Annotated in this window: 12 protein-coding genes; 4 read left to right on the forward strand and 8 right to left on the reverse strand. The window is 41.8% G+C overall.

Annotated features, from left to right (window positions below; translation table 11 throughout):
* The first annotated feature begins 121 nt into the window (after positions 1 to 121).
* On the forward strand, positions 122 to 1393 hold the full coding sequence (locus M8E35_RS18100; protein WP_252470922.1) for an HD-GYP domain-containing protein: 1272 nt from the start codon (positions 122 to 124) through the stop codon (positions 1391 to 1393).
* Here the strand turns inward: M8E35_RS18100 and M8E35_RS18105 are convergent.
* On the reverse strand, positions 1384 to 3153 hold the full coding sequence (locus M8E35_RS18105; protein ID WP_252470924.1) for a two-component system sensor histidine kinase NtrB: 1770 nt from the start codon (positions 3151 to 3153) through the stop codon (positions 1384 to 1386). The genes M8E35_RS18100 and M8E35_RS18105 overlap by 10 nt on opposite strands.
* A gap of 186 nt (positions 3154 to 3339) precedes the next feature.
* On the opposite strand from M8E35_RS18105, the gene M8E35_RS18110 reads away from it, so the two are divergent.
* Positions 3340 to 3999, forward strand: a complete 660-nt coding sequence (locus M8E35_RS18110; RefSeq protein WP_252470926.1) for a hypothetical protein — start codon at positions 3340 to 3342, stop codon at positions 3997 to 3999.
* Between the two features lie 152 nt (positions 4000 to 4151).
* Positions 4152 to 5489, forward strand: a complete 1338-nt coding sequence (gene gdhA / locus M8E35_RS18115) for an NADP-specific glutamate dehydrogenase (RefSeq protein WP_252470928.1) — start codon at positions 4152 to 4154, stop codon at positions 5487 to 5489.
* A gap of 163 nt (positions 5490 to 5652) precedes the next feature.
* Here the strand turns inward: gdhA and M8E35_RS18120 are convergent, their stop codons facing one another.
* The 7 genes from M8E35_RS18120 to M8E35_RS18150 all read right to left on the reverse strand — a co-directional run bounded on the left by M8E35_RS18120 (position 5653) and on the right by M8E35_RS18150 (position 13279).
* Entirely contained in the window at positions 5653 to 5961 is a 309-nt protein-coding gene (locus M8E35_RS18120) for a hypothetical protein (RefSeq protein WP_252470930.1), read from the reverse strand.
* A 699-nt stretch (positions 5962 to 6660) separates the two neighbouring features.
* Positions 6661 to 6999, reverse strand: coding sequence for a P-II family nitrogen regulator (locus tag M8E35_RS18125; protein ID WP_252470932.1), 339 nt, complete (start codon positions 6997 to 6999; stop codon positions 6661 to 6663).
* Between the two features lie 75 nt (positions 7000 to 7074).
* Entirely contained in the window at positions 7075 to 8304 is a 1230-nt protein-coding gene (locus M8E35_RS18130) for an ammonium transporter (RefSeq protein WP_252470934.1), read from the reverse strand.
* Positions 8305 to 8647: 343 nt separating this feature from the next.
* Positions 8648 to 9958: a DUF445 domain-containing protein gene (locus M8E35_RS18135; RefSeq protein ID WP_252470936.1), complete on the reverse strand. Its 1311-nt coding sequence runs from the start codon at positions 9956 to 9958 to the stop codon at positions 8648 to 8650.
* Positions 9955 to 11208, reverse strand: a complete 1254-nt coding sequence (locus M8E35_RS18140; protein ID WP_252470938.1) for a DUF445 domain-containing protein — start codon at positions 11206 to 11208, stop codon at positions 9955 to 9957. Before M8E35_RS18140 ends, M8E35_RS18135 begins: the two co-directional genes overlap by 4 nt.
* 360 nt (positions 11209 to 11568) lie before the next feature.
* On the reverse strand, positions 11569 to 12807 hold the full coding sequence (locus M8E35_RS18145) for an acyl-CoA dehydrogenase family protein (RefSeq protein ID WP_309446482.1): 1239 nt from the start codon (positions 12805 to 12807) through the stop codon (positions 11569 to 11571).
* Between the two features lie 76 nt (positions 12808 to 12883).
* The gene (locus tag M8E35_RS18150; RefSeq protein WP_252470942.1) at positions 12884 to 13279 is read right to left on the reverse strand and encodes a MerR family transcriptional regulator; all 396 of its coding nucleotides are present in this window, start codon (positions 13277 to 13279) and stop codon (positions 12884 to 12886) included.
* 252 nt (positions 13280 to 13531) lie between these two features.
* Between M8E35_RS18150 and M8E35_RS18155 the strand changes: the two genes are divergently transcribed.
* Positions 13532 to 14083, forward strand: a complete 552-nt coding sequence (locus M8E35_RS18155) for an NADH-quinone oxidoreductase subunit NuoE family protein (RefSeq protein ID WP_252470944.1) — start codon at positions 13532 to 13534, stop codon at positions 14081 to 14083.
* Positions 14084 to 14302 lie beyond the last annotated feature (219 nt).

The raw sequence follows: 14302 nt of genomic DNA on the forward strand, positions 1-14302 counted from the left end.
GCTTGATAAGAAGGTAATCAATTTTTAAAACTATTACAAAGTTCGTGAAGGAATGTGATTGATTATGTCGAAATATTAATATGTTTTAATTTCTAATATTTGAAAGGTGGCTTTTTTGCCGATGCCTTCTCCTTTTCTAAAACTCCCTGATAAATACGAACAGGAATTCGCGAATGAAATAGTGCGTTTAAACTTTTTACGCTCACGTAACCTTGCCATGGTTCTTTTCTTACTTAGTGTTTTCTTTATTTTTTCGGATCTAGTGAATTATCAAGAAGGTCTCTGGCATTGGGATACACTCTCAGGCTATTTGATTTTATTCTATATTCATGTTGTTTTAGGGCTTTTTTCGTTGGTGTTTCTTCTATTATCATGGATCCATAGACTAAAGTCAGAAGACCAACAATTAACTCGCTGGCATGCTTCATTGGGTACCTTATTTTCATGTTTTATTATACTTTTTAGTTCCTGTATTTCCATAAATGATCAGCTCCTCCACAATCAAATCACTGCCTTTATGCTTGGTTCTATTCTTATTGCAGTCAACAACTACCTAAAGCCGAGTATCAGTATAACTATTTATGCTTCTTCTTGGGTCTTATTTATAATTGGAATAACGTTCTTACAATCGGATTTGGACGTGCTTAAAGGAAATTATCTCAACAGTATACTTTTAATCGTTTTTGCATGGTTTCTATCGTTTACTCTATATAACATGAAGATCCAAGACTTTATTAGTCAAAAAACGATCCAGCAAAAAAACAAAGAGGTCGAAGACTACAATAACGACCTCATCGAGATCAACAACCGTCTTGAAGAGTCTCTACAGGCCTTAGACGAAACTCAAAATGTAATTTTCACCTTGGCTTCGGCCTTGGAATCTAAAGATACTTATACGCGTGGACATTCTGAGCGTGTTGCAAACTATGCCCTCCAGCTAGCACAGACCCTTGGACTTTCAGTCAATGAACAACAAACCGTTTGGCGAGCAGCACAATTACATGATATTGGAAAAATCGGAATACCCGATGCAATCTTAAATAAATCCGGTAAACTTAACGAGGAAGAATGGGAAATCATGCGCTCACATCCTGAAATGGGAGAAAACATTTGTTCCACGCTCAGTTTTGCTCGTGATTTCCTGCCTCTTATTCGCCATCATCATGAACGTTTTGACGGAACAGGTTATCCTGATGGATTGAAGGGAGAGGAAATACCCTTTTTAGCAAGAATTATTACGGTTGCCGATGCTGTAGATGCGATAACCTCTCATCGGTCCTATCGGCCAAGCCGAACCATCGACTATGCATTAGAAGAGTTAGCGATAGGAAAGGGTTCCCAATTCGATCCTTCTATTGTTCAAGCTTTTATTGAGTCCTTTAACTATGCATAGTTGTTAGATACGGGAACTTTGAACTTAACGAAGAATGTTGATCCCATAGGGCTGGATTCAATCGTAATTGTTGCATTATGCCGTGCAACAATTCCGTAACAGACTGCCAATCCTAAACCCGTACCAGTCTCTTTAGTCGTAAGAAAAGGAGTGCCTAGCCGATCTATTATTTCTGGTTTAATACCCGTCCCTTCATCTTGAATGACTAGAATTACTTTTTCGTCCTCAAAGTGTGTTCTTATGGTAAGGCAACCGCCTTTAGACATTGCTTCAAATCCATTTCGAGCCAAATTAAGAATCATTTGACGCATTTCTTTATCATCTAGAATCAGATCGGGTACTACATCCAGTTGAGCGGTTACGGACTTGTCACTCCGAATAGCATCCACCTGAACAAGAGGTAGGATGCTATTAATAATATCATTGAGATTATGTCTGGTAGCCTCAGTTACTTTCGTACGGCTTATGGAGAGGAATTCCGTAATAATATGATTTGCGCGATCAAGTTCGCTAATCATAAGCGGAATATAGCCGCTGTATTTAGCAGAATTAGTATTTTCAGCAAGTAGCTGTAGAAATCCTCTAACGGTTGTCATCGGGTTTCTCACCTCGTGACCGATACTTGCGGCCATTTCACCGACCAAATTCATCTGATCCATACGTGTCATTTCTTTCTCTATCTTCTTTTGAGCAGAAACATCCCTGACAATGGTTGATGCTCCGATAATCGTTTCATTGTGATTCTTAATCGGAGATACAGTCAAATAAACTTCAATAATTCGTCCGTCTTTCCTTTGACGAGTAGTCTCAAAATGTGAGACGGACTTCCCTAGAGAGATAGTTAACAAAATATCATCCAGCTCAAACTGCTTGTCTGCAGGAAACAATTTTCTAACTGACAAGCCCACCATCTCTTCCTCCGAGTATCCGTAAATACACTCTGCCCCTCTGTTCCAATCAATGATGATCCCTTCTAAAGTCATCCCTATAATGCCATCTTCTGTTGACTCAACAATAGATGCTAACCGAAAGATCTTTTTTTCTATTTGTTTGCGTTGACCTACTTCTCGCATGAGCTGATGATTAATTTCTTCCAGTTCCTTCGTGCGTTCTTTTACTAGACGCTCAAGGCTATTTTGATGCAAAAAATCTTGGACTTTAGACTTATAAAGGGTTATGGACAAAACCCAAGAGACAAATATTATCATAAAAGTATTAATGTAATGTCCATTTAGTATTAGAGAATCCGGCTGATTTCGCGCTATTCCCAGAATAACAATAATGTAGGACAACAAATAAGCCCAGAAGCTCTCCATCGGACTTAAACTAAAAAAGACAGCTATTATTAAGCAACTCATAATGTAAACTGTCAATTGTCCATGAATCCATTGATCAACCCAGCCACTTATAACTGCAGCCATGACTAAGCAAAAGACCGCAAAACAAATCTCATATACATTATGAACCCATCTTACATCCTCCACTGACTTAAGATTTGTGTGCCAATATAATACTGTGATTACTGTCATTCCTAGGCCAAATACAATATGAGAGTAAAAAAGCCATTCATACCCAGGAGTACTGCTCCAAAGACCCTGTTGATAATTACGGTAATCCGTAAAAAGAAAGAGCAAATCTAATAAAACCAAGACCATTGATAAAATTCTCATGCGAAAGTAATTTGAGAACACTTTATTCTTGAAAAATTCCTTTTGATACTTATTTATAATAAACTTATTATTTATTTTAATAGTTTCCATTGTCCACTCCTGTTCAATATTGGACTTAACCCCTTATACAATGAAGCTTATATATATTTCTTTTTAATAACCAGATAATCCTTCTTTTCCTCAAAAAATACCCATTAGCTCACATTTAACTTTTAACCCAATTCTGTTCCCTGGAATACAATGGAATATAACTTTGGGAAAGGCGGCGACTCAGACGTGGATCAATCCAAGACAAAATCTCCCCCTTATCCTCCCTATTTTAGCCCTTATCCACTAGCTCCTAACAACTTACGGGGCTATAAACCTTCACTTCCAAACAAGCATAGTTGTTCCACAGCCTGTTTACCTCTTCTTCCCTCAAAGCCCAAGTTTAGTCTTGGCTACTGGGAATTACTATCGCCTGCTCTTTTCGGGACTGCTGGGGCTCTTTTTTTAAGCCTTTTCTCGAGCGAAGATAATCTTGTTAAACAATTTGGAGTAGCCCTCTTTAAATTTTCGATCGTCGGGTATGCTATCGGTGCGACGGTCGCAGTTTCCTTAGCAATATCTAAAGTCATAAAAGAATCCAAAGCTCCCTACAACCATTTACTCTGTCCCATCGGTGGGGGGATTCTCGCAATTATCTTTCTTTTCGCGGCAGAGTATCTACTCCTCTATAGATTTTTCCCTTCCAGTTTTACCGGGAATGTGGGGGATAACTTAGGAATTCAATTTCTTTCATTTTTATATTTGAGCATTACGACGATTGCTACTGCTGACTTAGGCGATATCTTGCCAACAGATATTACGCCCCGTTTGTTGATCGCGACAGAAATAGCCTTTAACCTGTTTACTTTGGCAACCGGAATTCAGCTTCTCCTTGCACAAAACAGCTAAAATCAGGGGGATATTTCCAGAAATGTCCCTCTGAAAGATGGCCTTGACAATGTATAATGAATTCATTCGAAAAGATACTTATATTTGTACAAGATTCGTTGTAATATAAAAGGCGAATTAAAATCTATTAATTACAAAGGGGTAATTTAAAGATGAAAATTTTGGGGAACGTAATGGAACAAGTTGTGAAGAAAAACCCAAACGAAACCGAGTTTCACCAGGCTGTAAAAGAGGTCCTAGAATCTATCGATCCAGTTGCTGAGAAGCATCCTGAATGGGTAAGTGCTGGAATATTCAGCCGGATTGTTGAACCAGAGAGACAAATCATGTTCAGAGTCTCCTGGGTTGATGATAGTGGAAAAGTTCAAGTAAATCGTGGATTCAGAGTACAATTTAATAGTGCCATCGGTCCTTATAAAGGCGGTTTAAGATTTCATCCATCAGTTAATCTAGGAATTATTAAATTCCTGGGATTTGAGCAAATCTTTAAGAATTCACTCACAAGCCTTCCTATTGGTGGAGGTAAAGGTGGATGTGATTTCGATCCAAAAGGTAAATCAGACGGAGAAATCATGAGATTCTGCCAAAGCTTTATGTGTGAGTTATCTAAACATATTGGTGCCGACACAGATGTTCCTGCAGGAGATATTGGTGTCGGTGGTCGTGAAATCGGCTACATGTATGGTATGTATAAAAGACTCCGCAACGAATTCACCGGAATTCTTACCGGTAAAGGATTAGCCTACGGCGGGAGCTTGGCACGTACTGAGGCTACTGGTTATGGCCTTTGCTATTTCATGGAAGAAGCTCTTAATGCTAAAGGCAAATCCTTTAAGGGTGCGACTGTTACCATTTCCGGATCAGGAAATGTTTCTATTTATGCCGCAGAAAAAGTCCAACAATTAGGTGGAAAAGTTGTTGCGATGAGTGATTCCAATGGTTATATCTTTGATCCAGCAGGAATTAACCTAGACACTGTTAAGCAAATCAAAGAAGTTGATCGACTCAGAATCAACAAATATGTAGAATCTCATCCAACTGCAACCTACAAGGATGGATGTGCTGATATCTGGAGTGTTAAATGCGATATTGCTCTTCCATGTGCTACTCAAAACGAATTAGACAGACAAGCTGCCCAAACTCTGGTAGCTAATGGATGCTACGCTGTCGGCGAAGGCGCTAATATGCCTTCTACTCCAGAAGCGGTTAATCTTTTCATTGATAAAAAAGTAGTCTTTGGCCCGGCAAAAGCGGCTAACGCTGGCGGAGTTGCGACTTCCGCTCTCGAAATGTCCCAAAACAGTATGAGATATTCCTGGAGTTTTGAAGAAGTCGATGCGAAACTTAAAGACATTATGATTAACATCTACAAAAATGCCAGTGAAGCTGCTAAAGAATATGGCCAAGAAGATAATCTCGTTGTAGGTGCGAACATCGCCGGCTTTATTAAGGTTGCTACTGCAATGTATGCTCAAGGAATTGCTTATTAAGCTTGATTGTTGATGCACTAAGTTTATACGTTTGATAGAGGAAAGGCACCTTGGCAAAGTTACCAAGGTGCCTCGTTTATTTTTACACTTAGCTCTTTTTCTTAATCACTTACACTTATCAGTTAAAGCGCCTGTAGAAGGAAACTTATTGTCATATGAATAACTATTTGTTTCGGTTACGGCTAAAGCGGCTAAGAAATTCCTTAATTCCTCCACGTTTCTCGGTCGGTTCTTGTACGTTCAAAGTATCTGACAAACGCCCAGCTTCAGCTTGTGAATTCGGTCCTTGGAGGTTTGGTCCTCTGAAATTAGAACCTGGAATATTTCCTCCTTGGGGAAATGGTGGATAATTCATTCCTCTTTTCTGCATAAAGCGTTCAAGACCCCTCATCGGAAATGGGTTTTGTCCCAAACTTCGCATCAGATTTGGGTTATTTGGGTTATTAAAAAGATTAAGTCCTCTAATTGACACTCTACATTCACCCCCTTGACTTGATCAAAATCATGAGACTCCCACTTCAAGTGGTACCCCGGTTCTGCTTCGGTGGGGGTAAAGTCCCCCACCAAAGTTTCGATGTTCAACTTTAGTTGAACGAGTTCACTAAAGGGATTTAACGATAATGGGCTCCCTTGTGATAGGAAGCCCGTTTCAGACGAACCTTAGAAGATAACTCCCAAAGCTATTAGAATTAAAATCGCAATCGTGATGATTCCAACTCCTACTCCAGTACCAACAACGGGAGCAACACGACAACCTCCACCATAACCGTACATATTATTATACCTCCTATATTAGGTGAATTACTTAAACAGTGGGCTCCTTAGAATACAATTCCCATCGCAATGAGGAGCAAAATAATAACAACTACCACTGCAATACCAGCGCCAACGCCGCTAGCTCCGTCAGCTCCGAATGCCATTTAAAATCCCCCTTTCGTTCTTTCTACATTATACGAAGATCCCTCTATTTTGTTTACATATATTGGTTTAATTTCATTTATTTACTTGTATCGTTTTATTCAGTAACTTATCTACTATCAGTTAATTACTATCACAATAGAAAGAAAGACCGTCCCCTTATTTAGAGAACGATCTTATGTCTTTGATTCTTTATTAATGTTCTTTTGATGATCATACCTTAGAGTGTTGATAGTATCCCCTTCTTGTTTAATTATAATGCTTGTTCTCCACTGGCTCCTGTTCTTATTGTATAAACATTATCCACTGAAGATACAAAGATCTTTCCGTCGCCAATCTCTCCAGTCCGTGCTACTTGGGTAATGACCTCGATGACCTTATCAACATCACTGTCAATAACCACAACCTCGATCTTCACCTTTGGAATAAGATGAATGGTATACTCAACACCTCTATAAACCTGAGTATTTCCTTTTTGTTTTCCACACCCGATCACTTGGGTCACTGTCAATCCATTAACCCCATTTGAACCTAACGCATCTTTTACATTGTCTAACTTTCCAGGTCGAATTATCGCCTCAATCTTCTTCATAATCAAATCCTCCATCTATAATTTAGTTTGCTTTCTTTGTTATTAAGCGGCAATGGCTGTAACTGACCTAGCCCATTAGATAAACTCTGAATATGCGGTTTCTCCGTGTAACGATAAATCTAAACCATTTGCTTCTTGTTCTTCACTGACACGCAGTTTGGTGAACAAGCCTATTACTTTTAATATGACGATCGTTGCCACTACAGCAAACACCACAGTAACTAAAACGCTCGTTGCCTGTATACCCAATTGGGACACATTTCCGTAGAGTAATCCATCTGCACCAGCTGAATTGATAGTCTTGGTAGCAAAGATTCCTGTAGCCAGTGCTCCCCATGTTCCTCCAATACCATGGCATCCGAAGGCATCTAAAGCGTCATCATAGCCAAATTTCGCTTTCATTACGCTGATTGCAATATAACAAACTAATCCGCCCACTAAGCCGATAAATATAGAAGAGAGCGGGGTTACGAACCCGCAGGCAGGGGTAATAGCTACTAACCCGCTGATCGCACCGCTGGCTACGCCAAGCATCGTGGTTTTCCCTCGATGGATACGTTCCACAAACGCCCAGGCAATGGCAGCCGCAGCAGCGGCAGTATTTGTATTAACAAAGACCATTCCCGCTAAACCATTAGCACCCAAGGCGCTCCCTGCGTTAAAACCAAACCAGCCAAACCACAGGAGCCCTGCGCCTAAAACGGTCATTGGCAAATGATGAGGTGCCATTGATTCTTTGCCAAGCCCCTTACGCTTTCCAAGTACCAAGGCTGCAACTAAAGCAGAGTAACCGGAACTAATATGAACCACATTTCCTCCCGCAAAGTCTAACGCTCCCATATTCCTTAAGAATCCGCCGATACCCCAGACCCAATGGGCCACGGGATCATAGACAAACGTTGCCCATAACAACATGAAGAGTATAAATGCCGGAAAGCGCATCCGTTCTGCAATTGAGCCGCTAATTAAAGCAGGGGTAATTACTGCAAACATCATTTGAAAAGCCATAAAAACAATAGCGGGGATAGTGGCGGCATAATCCGCATTGGGATCCATCCCAACTCCATTTAAACCCAGCCAGTCTAAGCCACCAATTAAACCGTGTTGATCCGTTCCAAAGGCTAGAGTAAATCCAATTAAAATCCATTGCAATGAGATGAGGCCAATGGCAATCCAACTATGCATGAACGTGCCAAGAACATTCTTTTTTCGAACCATACCGCCGTAGAAGAGCGCTAAACCGGGCGTCATTAGAAGAACCATAGCTGACGAAACTAAAATAAAGGCTGTATCTCCCGTATCCATAATTATTCCTCCTTACTTCGAAAACTTGGCTAAGGCCAAGCCATAAGCGCCACCACGACTCAACCAAGGATGGTTTGAGATTAGAGCATCTCCATAGATGGCTAGATGCCGTAATGGCAAGCCGCCGTGATGACCGATTAGTTATACTTTCTGCCTAGTAAAACAAAAAGGCGCTTTGAGTACTCTTGCGAGTATCCCAAAGCGTCTTTGCTTTGCCTAAATGTATTAACCCATGGGTTTTCGGTTGTGCACAACCTTATGTTAGGTATTCTAGCATAAAGGCCAAACCAATTACAATACTTTCTTTTCATGAATCTTGTATACCTGATTTTCTTTAAGCGGCTCAGCGGACATAGTTCATTAACACTGACATGATGAGGGGGTTATAGACAAACTCCAAGAATAAAAACAAGATGAACCCCACAATTCCACCAATCATCGAGCCATTGATCCGAATCCATTGTAAGTCGTTACCCGCTTTATCCTGTACAAACTGATTCAGGTCCTGATCCGTGTACGCTGCCAGCGTCTCCTTCACCATGAGTCCAATCATGTCATGTTCATTTTTGATTACGCGACATAATGTATCCACGATGAACAAATTCACCTTATCCCTAAGTGCTTTATTTTCCTGAATGTTAACCCAATATTTTTCTAGATAAAAGTGTAACATGCGATGCAGGGCATTTGGCTCCGAGGTTAGTATCGGAGAAGTTGCAGTGTTGATGGCCGTCCCTATGACAATTTCTAAAAATTCCTCGAACAAAGGTTCTGCCAAAAGATCATCTTTCCAGCACTCTATCTGGAGTTTAAACTCTGGATCTTGAGCCAATTCCACTATTTCACCCATTAGATCGTCCCTTAAAGTTACGCGCAAAGGATGGTTTTGATCTTTCAATTTGCGCAAAGTTAGAAGTAACTCAACTTGCAAGGCATCGGCTGCTTCATCAAGGTTTAATCCATCTGACATCTCTACAAAACCTAGTAGAGTACGGAATATTGACCCTCCGTTGCTTACCTTTTCTTGCTTTATCTCCTCGAGGTATCGGAGAATAACTTGCCTTGTTTCCCCTTGGGCAGCTTTATTCCACAATCCTTCTGCCAACTGATCTAATCCTTGATCAATATAGCCATGGTTCAATGCCCATCCGCTCGCAGCCTCAACCTTGGGTGCTAAGTGCCAAGTCTTTGCATTTTCTCGAAGATACACAGAAAGTTTCTTCGCTAACTGGTCCGGAGATTGTCTTTCTATATAACGCTGAAGGTAAGGAGTTAATTTGTTCGTAAGATATACTGAACCGCCTTCCTTTTTAACATAGTTAACAAGGGATTCAATAAAGGGAACTCCTTCAATCTTCTGTCGAATCAGATCAACGCGTAATAGCTCTGACTGCACCATGGACGCAACTGCTTCTATGACCTTTTCCCTGTTTCGCGGGATTAGCGCCGTGTGAAAGCCCCAGCCCAAAGGCTTCTTGAAAATTGCAGTTACAGCAAACCAATCGGCGATTCCACCTACCAATGCTGCTTCCAAGACGAAATACACTAGCCTGATCCCAAAGTTATGAGGATTAAAATGTTCTATGACTGCTGCACCTATAAAAAGGATAAAAACTGCGGTCAAAACGAGATTTGCCTTTTTCTGATAGTTCATGACTGCAACACCATCCCGAGCAAGTAAATCAGCATTCCAGCTAAGCCGCCAACGACTGAGCCGTTAATTCGAATCATTTGCAGATCGTTTCCGGCTTTATCCTCAATCAGCTCAACCAGCTTGTCATCTGTCAAAGGATCCAGCCCTTCGCGGACTATGCGTCCGATGGCGTTGTGATGGTATATAATCTGTTTTTCAAGGATACTTTTTACCTCTTCATTGACTTTCGCTCTTAAATCTTTATTATGTTCGATCTTTTGAAGATAACCCTGCCAATTGTCCCTTAAATTTACGAGCAGGTGCTCAGTCACAGGAGAGGACTTCTCAGTGCTTGTCCCTAAGGAAGCAGAAACTGTGTTCTTTGCCTCCAGGGCTTCCAGTCCCCCATCTAAAGCTTTGATAACAAAGAGATCCAGACGCTCTTGGAGCGAAGTCTTTGTTTTGAGTTCCAAGACAAACTGGAGCAAGTATTCTTTAAGCCACTGTACGACGGTCCCGTCCTGTAATATCTTTTTGACCTTTTCCTGCAGGCCGTGCGCCAGCTCAGCAGGCGAAGGGAGAAACATCCCAACCATTTTGCGTGTGGAATTGTTATCTTCATACCTTTTCAAGGCACCTTCCATCATATCCTTCAGAGTATCTTGGACGACAGGTTGATCTACAAATTCAGTGATTGCATGACAAACAACCGTCAAGACCCGATCGATATCTCCATGTTCTATTGAAAACTCGAGGACTTCTGCCAGAGTTTGAGATAGCTTTAAATCCTTTATGTTCTCTTTAAGCAACCCCTTAATCTGCCCCCTGAGTACTTCCGGCTCCCGATGGTTCCAGATATCCTGTACGAGATTGGCAAGCATAAGATTCACAGTTTCATGAACTTCCCGCTCCAGAAAGACTCGAATTAGCACTCCAGAAAAATCCCAAGCAGACAGTTTACGTCTAAGTATGTCTTGAGAAAGTAATTCGTGTTGCACCATATCTGCTAAAGCTGTAAAAATTCGTTCTCGGTTCTGCGGAATAATCTCAGTACGCACGACTTTACCTGGCCGAATACCTAGCGGCCGCCGAAAAAGGGCCGTTACCGCAAACCAATCGGCAAGCCCCCCTATCATTCCCGCACTGCATCCACTTGAGATGAGCCCACCAACAAAACTGCCTTGTAAATAAAATGGATAGCTCACTAAAAAACCTAGGGTAATTCCTCCCAAGGTAAGGTTGGCACTCTGGGCATTATTTCTTTTCGTCATTTTTTTCACCTGCATCATACATTAAGAGGAAGTTTCTTGTTTCTTTGTCCCCTCCCTACCTATTTTAGCCTATTTTTTATTCCTATGCCAGTCGCCTTAACCTTTGTATCTATTTTACTTCCTGCTGACTATATGCTAAGTAACCTTGGTGCTGCTTGTATCTACAAAAAGTCCGAGATGAGAGCCTCTCCATAGTGCCTGAATGCCGTAACAGACCGGTATCAACGACTCAGGCTCAAATAAAGTACACCCTATAGGGGTGACGTTTTTCAACTACCTCCTCTATAGGGTACACTATGAAAATCTTTAACAGAGCTTGAGTCTCTTTACATTGTTGGCGACCTTATGCTTCGTTAGAGGCTATTCGTAGACCTTCTCTTCCATTAAATGTGCGTTTTCAGCATCTTCCTCGATTACTCGATGGTTTGACATTTGGTTTTTTAATTCCTTGTAATATTCGTGCTGAATAATGAGATCCATCACTTCATTCGTGCCCGTCCAAATCATGATCAGTCTTGTATCTCGCAAAAGCCTTTCTACTGGGAATACATTCGTATAGCCAATCCCTCCCATGATTTGCATGGCATCGTTAACGACGGCCCAGGCTGTACTAGTGGCAAATTTTTTGGCTTCAGAAACCAAGCGTCTGCCTTGGGCCGCTGGCACTCCTGAGTCAATAGCTCGAGCAGTCGTGTAGACTAAAGCGCGTGCAGCGTCCAAACGGGTGATGGAATCAGCAACTTTGAAACTCACTGCTTGAAAATCTTTGATCGTGTGATTAAAAGCCTTGCGCTTGGTACTGTAAACTGACGCTACTTCTAGAGCTGCACGGGCCATGCCTAAGGCCCCAGCCGCACTTGTCATTCTTTCTGGAATCATCATCTGATAGAAAATCTCAGCGGCTCCGTTTTCTGTGCCCAAAAGGTTCTGACGAGGAATACGTACATCCTTAAAGACAACACGCCCTGCTCCGCCACCTCTGGTCCCCATTAGTCCGTACACATGCCCGACTTCTACGCCTGGACCCCTGTCTACGATGAAAGCACTCATGCTTTCATGGGATTTGCCCTCAGGATTGGTCTTGGCATATACCATGAAGTAGTCAGCTCCTTCAGCACCAACCACAAATCTCTTTTGACCGTTAAGTATAAAATCATCACCATCTCGTACCGCAACTGTGGTGGCACCAAAGAAATCTGATCCGCCTCGAGGTTCGGTCAGCGCCTCGGCCGTGTAGATTTTCCCTTCTAGAGTGGGTTTTAGGTAGCGTTGTTTTAAGTCCTCCGAACCAAAACGAGCGAGAGCTTCCCCAACGATAGAAGGCAACGAGTAAAGGCAGGCTAGACTGGTACCTAAAATCCCGATTTCCTCTAAAACTCCGACTTCATCAACCCAGTTGAGCCCCCGACCGCCATACTCTGGGGCAAAACGCAAACCTAAAAGATTTGCTTCTCCAAGATCTTTAATGTATTCAACCGGATAAACCACTTTCTCGGCATCCATATCTAAAATCAATTGCTTGGGGACCTTTTCTTTCACAAAGGCAATTGCCTCGTTTTGCAGTTCTTTTTGGGCGCTGGTCAAAAGAAAATCGAACATCATTCTCTCCTCCTTGTTCATGGTAGATTTATTTGACTATCTTATTGTCCGTTAGCAGGTCATCTTCTTTACGACGTTATTCCTCTGTACATTTCTTCATTAACTCTGTAAATTGCTGATGATAGTCTAGTAATTCTGCTTTAAGCAGGGTGAGTTCTTGGATTTTCTCCTCAAGCTCCTGCAGGCGCTTTTCTCCGTAGGCCACTGCACGTTCCAACTGGAGACCCTCTGTACGATCAATATCATAGAGATTGATCATTTCCTTAATTTCACTCAAAGAAAACCCCAACCTTTTACCTCGAAGAATTAACTTTAAGCGAGCTCTCTCTCGTGCCCCATATAACCTCTGGCTCATTTTTTCGTGGTGTACTGGGGTCAACAAGCCCATCTCCTCGTAATAGCGAATAGTTCTCGGTGTAATTAGAAATTCTTCTGCTAAATTTGAAATACTCACGAGTGGCTGTTCAACCAAAAAATGCACTTCCTTTCAAAATATTAGAGATTACTATTAGGAATATTCTGACACCAGTTTACGTTAACGTCAAGTCCTTTATTTTAAATACCACGTTCCCCATGAAAATTTTTAAGGATTTTTTATTTTCTCGTACGGTTAAACTCTATTTTTAAACTTACAAGGATTCCTTCCAAACTATACGTAAATCTTGGAAAACTGGGAACTATAAAAGAAACTCATCAGAATAGAACCTTACTAAAGGAGGATTCCATGAGCAACAACTCTTTAATTAAAGATCCTTATCAACTGTTGGATGACTATATTGACAGCCTCCCCTACAAAAAAGAAAATCTCATTTTAATTCTCCACCATGCGCAAGGACTTTTTGGCTACCTGCCCGACAAGGTGCAATGGCATATTGCACAGAAATTGGACATCCCCTCAGCCAAAGTCTATGGCGTTGTGAGCTTCTATTCCTTCTTTACCATGAAGCCCCGTGGGCAACACGTGGCGAATGTTTGCATGGGCACCGCCTGTTTTGTACGAGGCTCTGAGAAGTTACAACAGGAAATCGAGAATCAACTAGGGATTAAAACCGGGCAAACTACGGAGGATCATCTTTTTTCCTTAGATTCTGTGCGTTGCATTGGAGCGTGTGGCTTGGCTCCTGTCATAACAGTGGATGGAAAAGTCCACGGACGTTTAGAAAATACCGAGGATATTAAAGAGGTTTTTGCTAAGTATCGCTCGGAAGCGACACCCGATGCCCAAAGCGAGATATCTAACATCGAACCTATGCAAGACGTGAAGCAAGCTACTTGAAACTATTTCGGGGCGCGATACTTAAAAGTCGCAGACTTCAGTTCGGACTTTGAACCTCGAACCTCGAACCTCGGACTTCGAACTCGCACCTCGAACCTCGGACTTCGAACTCGCACCTCGAACCTCGGACTTCGAACTCGCGCCTCGAACCTCGGACTTCGAACTCGCACCTCGAACCTCGGACTTCGAACTCGCACCTCGAACCTCGGACTTCGAACT

Source organism: Desulfosporosinus nitroreducens (genome assembly GCF_023897015.1).
Lineage (GTDB): Bacteria > Bacillota > Desulfitobacteriia > Desulfitobacteriales > Desulfitobacteriaceae > Desulfosporosinus > Desulfosporosinus nitroreducens.

Bases quoted from the DNA above. Each gene is read 5' to 3' on its own strand.
- M8E35_RS18100 (WP_252470922.1), top strand. From the start codon at position 122: ATGCCTTCTCCTTTTCTAAAACTCCCTGATAAATACGAACAGGAATTC.
- M8E35_RS18105 (WP_252470924.1), bottom strand. From the start codon at position 3,153: ATGGAAACTATTAAAATAAATAATAAGTTTATTATAAATAAGTATCAA.
- gdhA (WP_252470928.1), top strand. From the start codon at position 4,152: ATGAAAATTTTGGGGAACGTAATGGAACAAGTTGTGAAGAAAAACCCA.
- M8E35_RS18125 (WP_252470932.1), bottom strand. From the start codon at position 6,999: ATGAAGAAGATTGAGGCGATAATTCGACCTGGAAAGTTAGACAATGTA.
- M8E35_RS18130 (WP_252470934.1), bottom strand. From the start codon at position 8,304: ATGGATACGGGAGATACAGCCTTTATTTTAGTTTCGTCAGCTATGGTT.
- M8E35_RS18135 (WP_252470936.1), bottom strand. From the start codon at position 9,958: ATGAACTATCAGAAAAAGGCAAATCTCGTTTTGACCGCAGTTTTTATC.
- M8E35_RS18140 (WP_252470938.1), bottom strand. From the start codon at position 11,208: ATGACGAAAAGAAATAATGCCCAGAGTGCCAACCTTACCTTGGGAGGA.
- M8E35_RS18145 (WP_309446482.1), bottom strand. From the start codon at position 12,807: ATGTTCGATTTTCTTTTGACCAGCGCCCAAAAAGAACTGCAAAACGAG.
- M8E35_RS18155 (WP_252470944.1), top strand. From the start codon at position 13,532: ATGAGCAACAACTCTTTAATTAAAGATCCTTATCAACTGTTGGATGAC.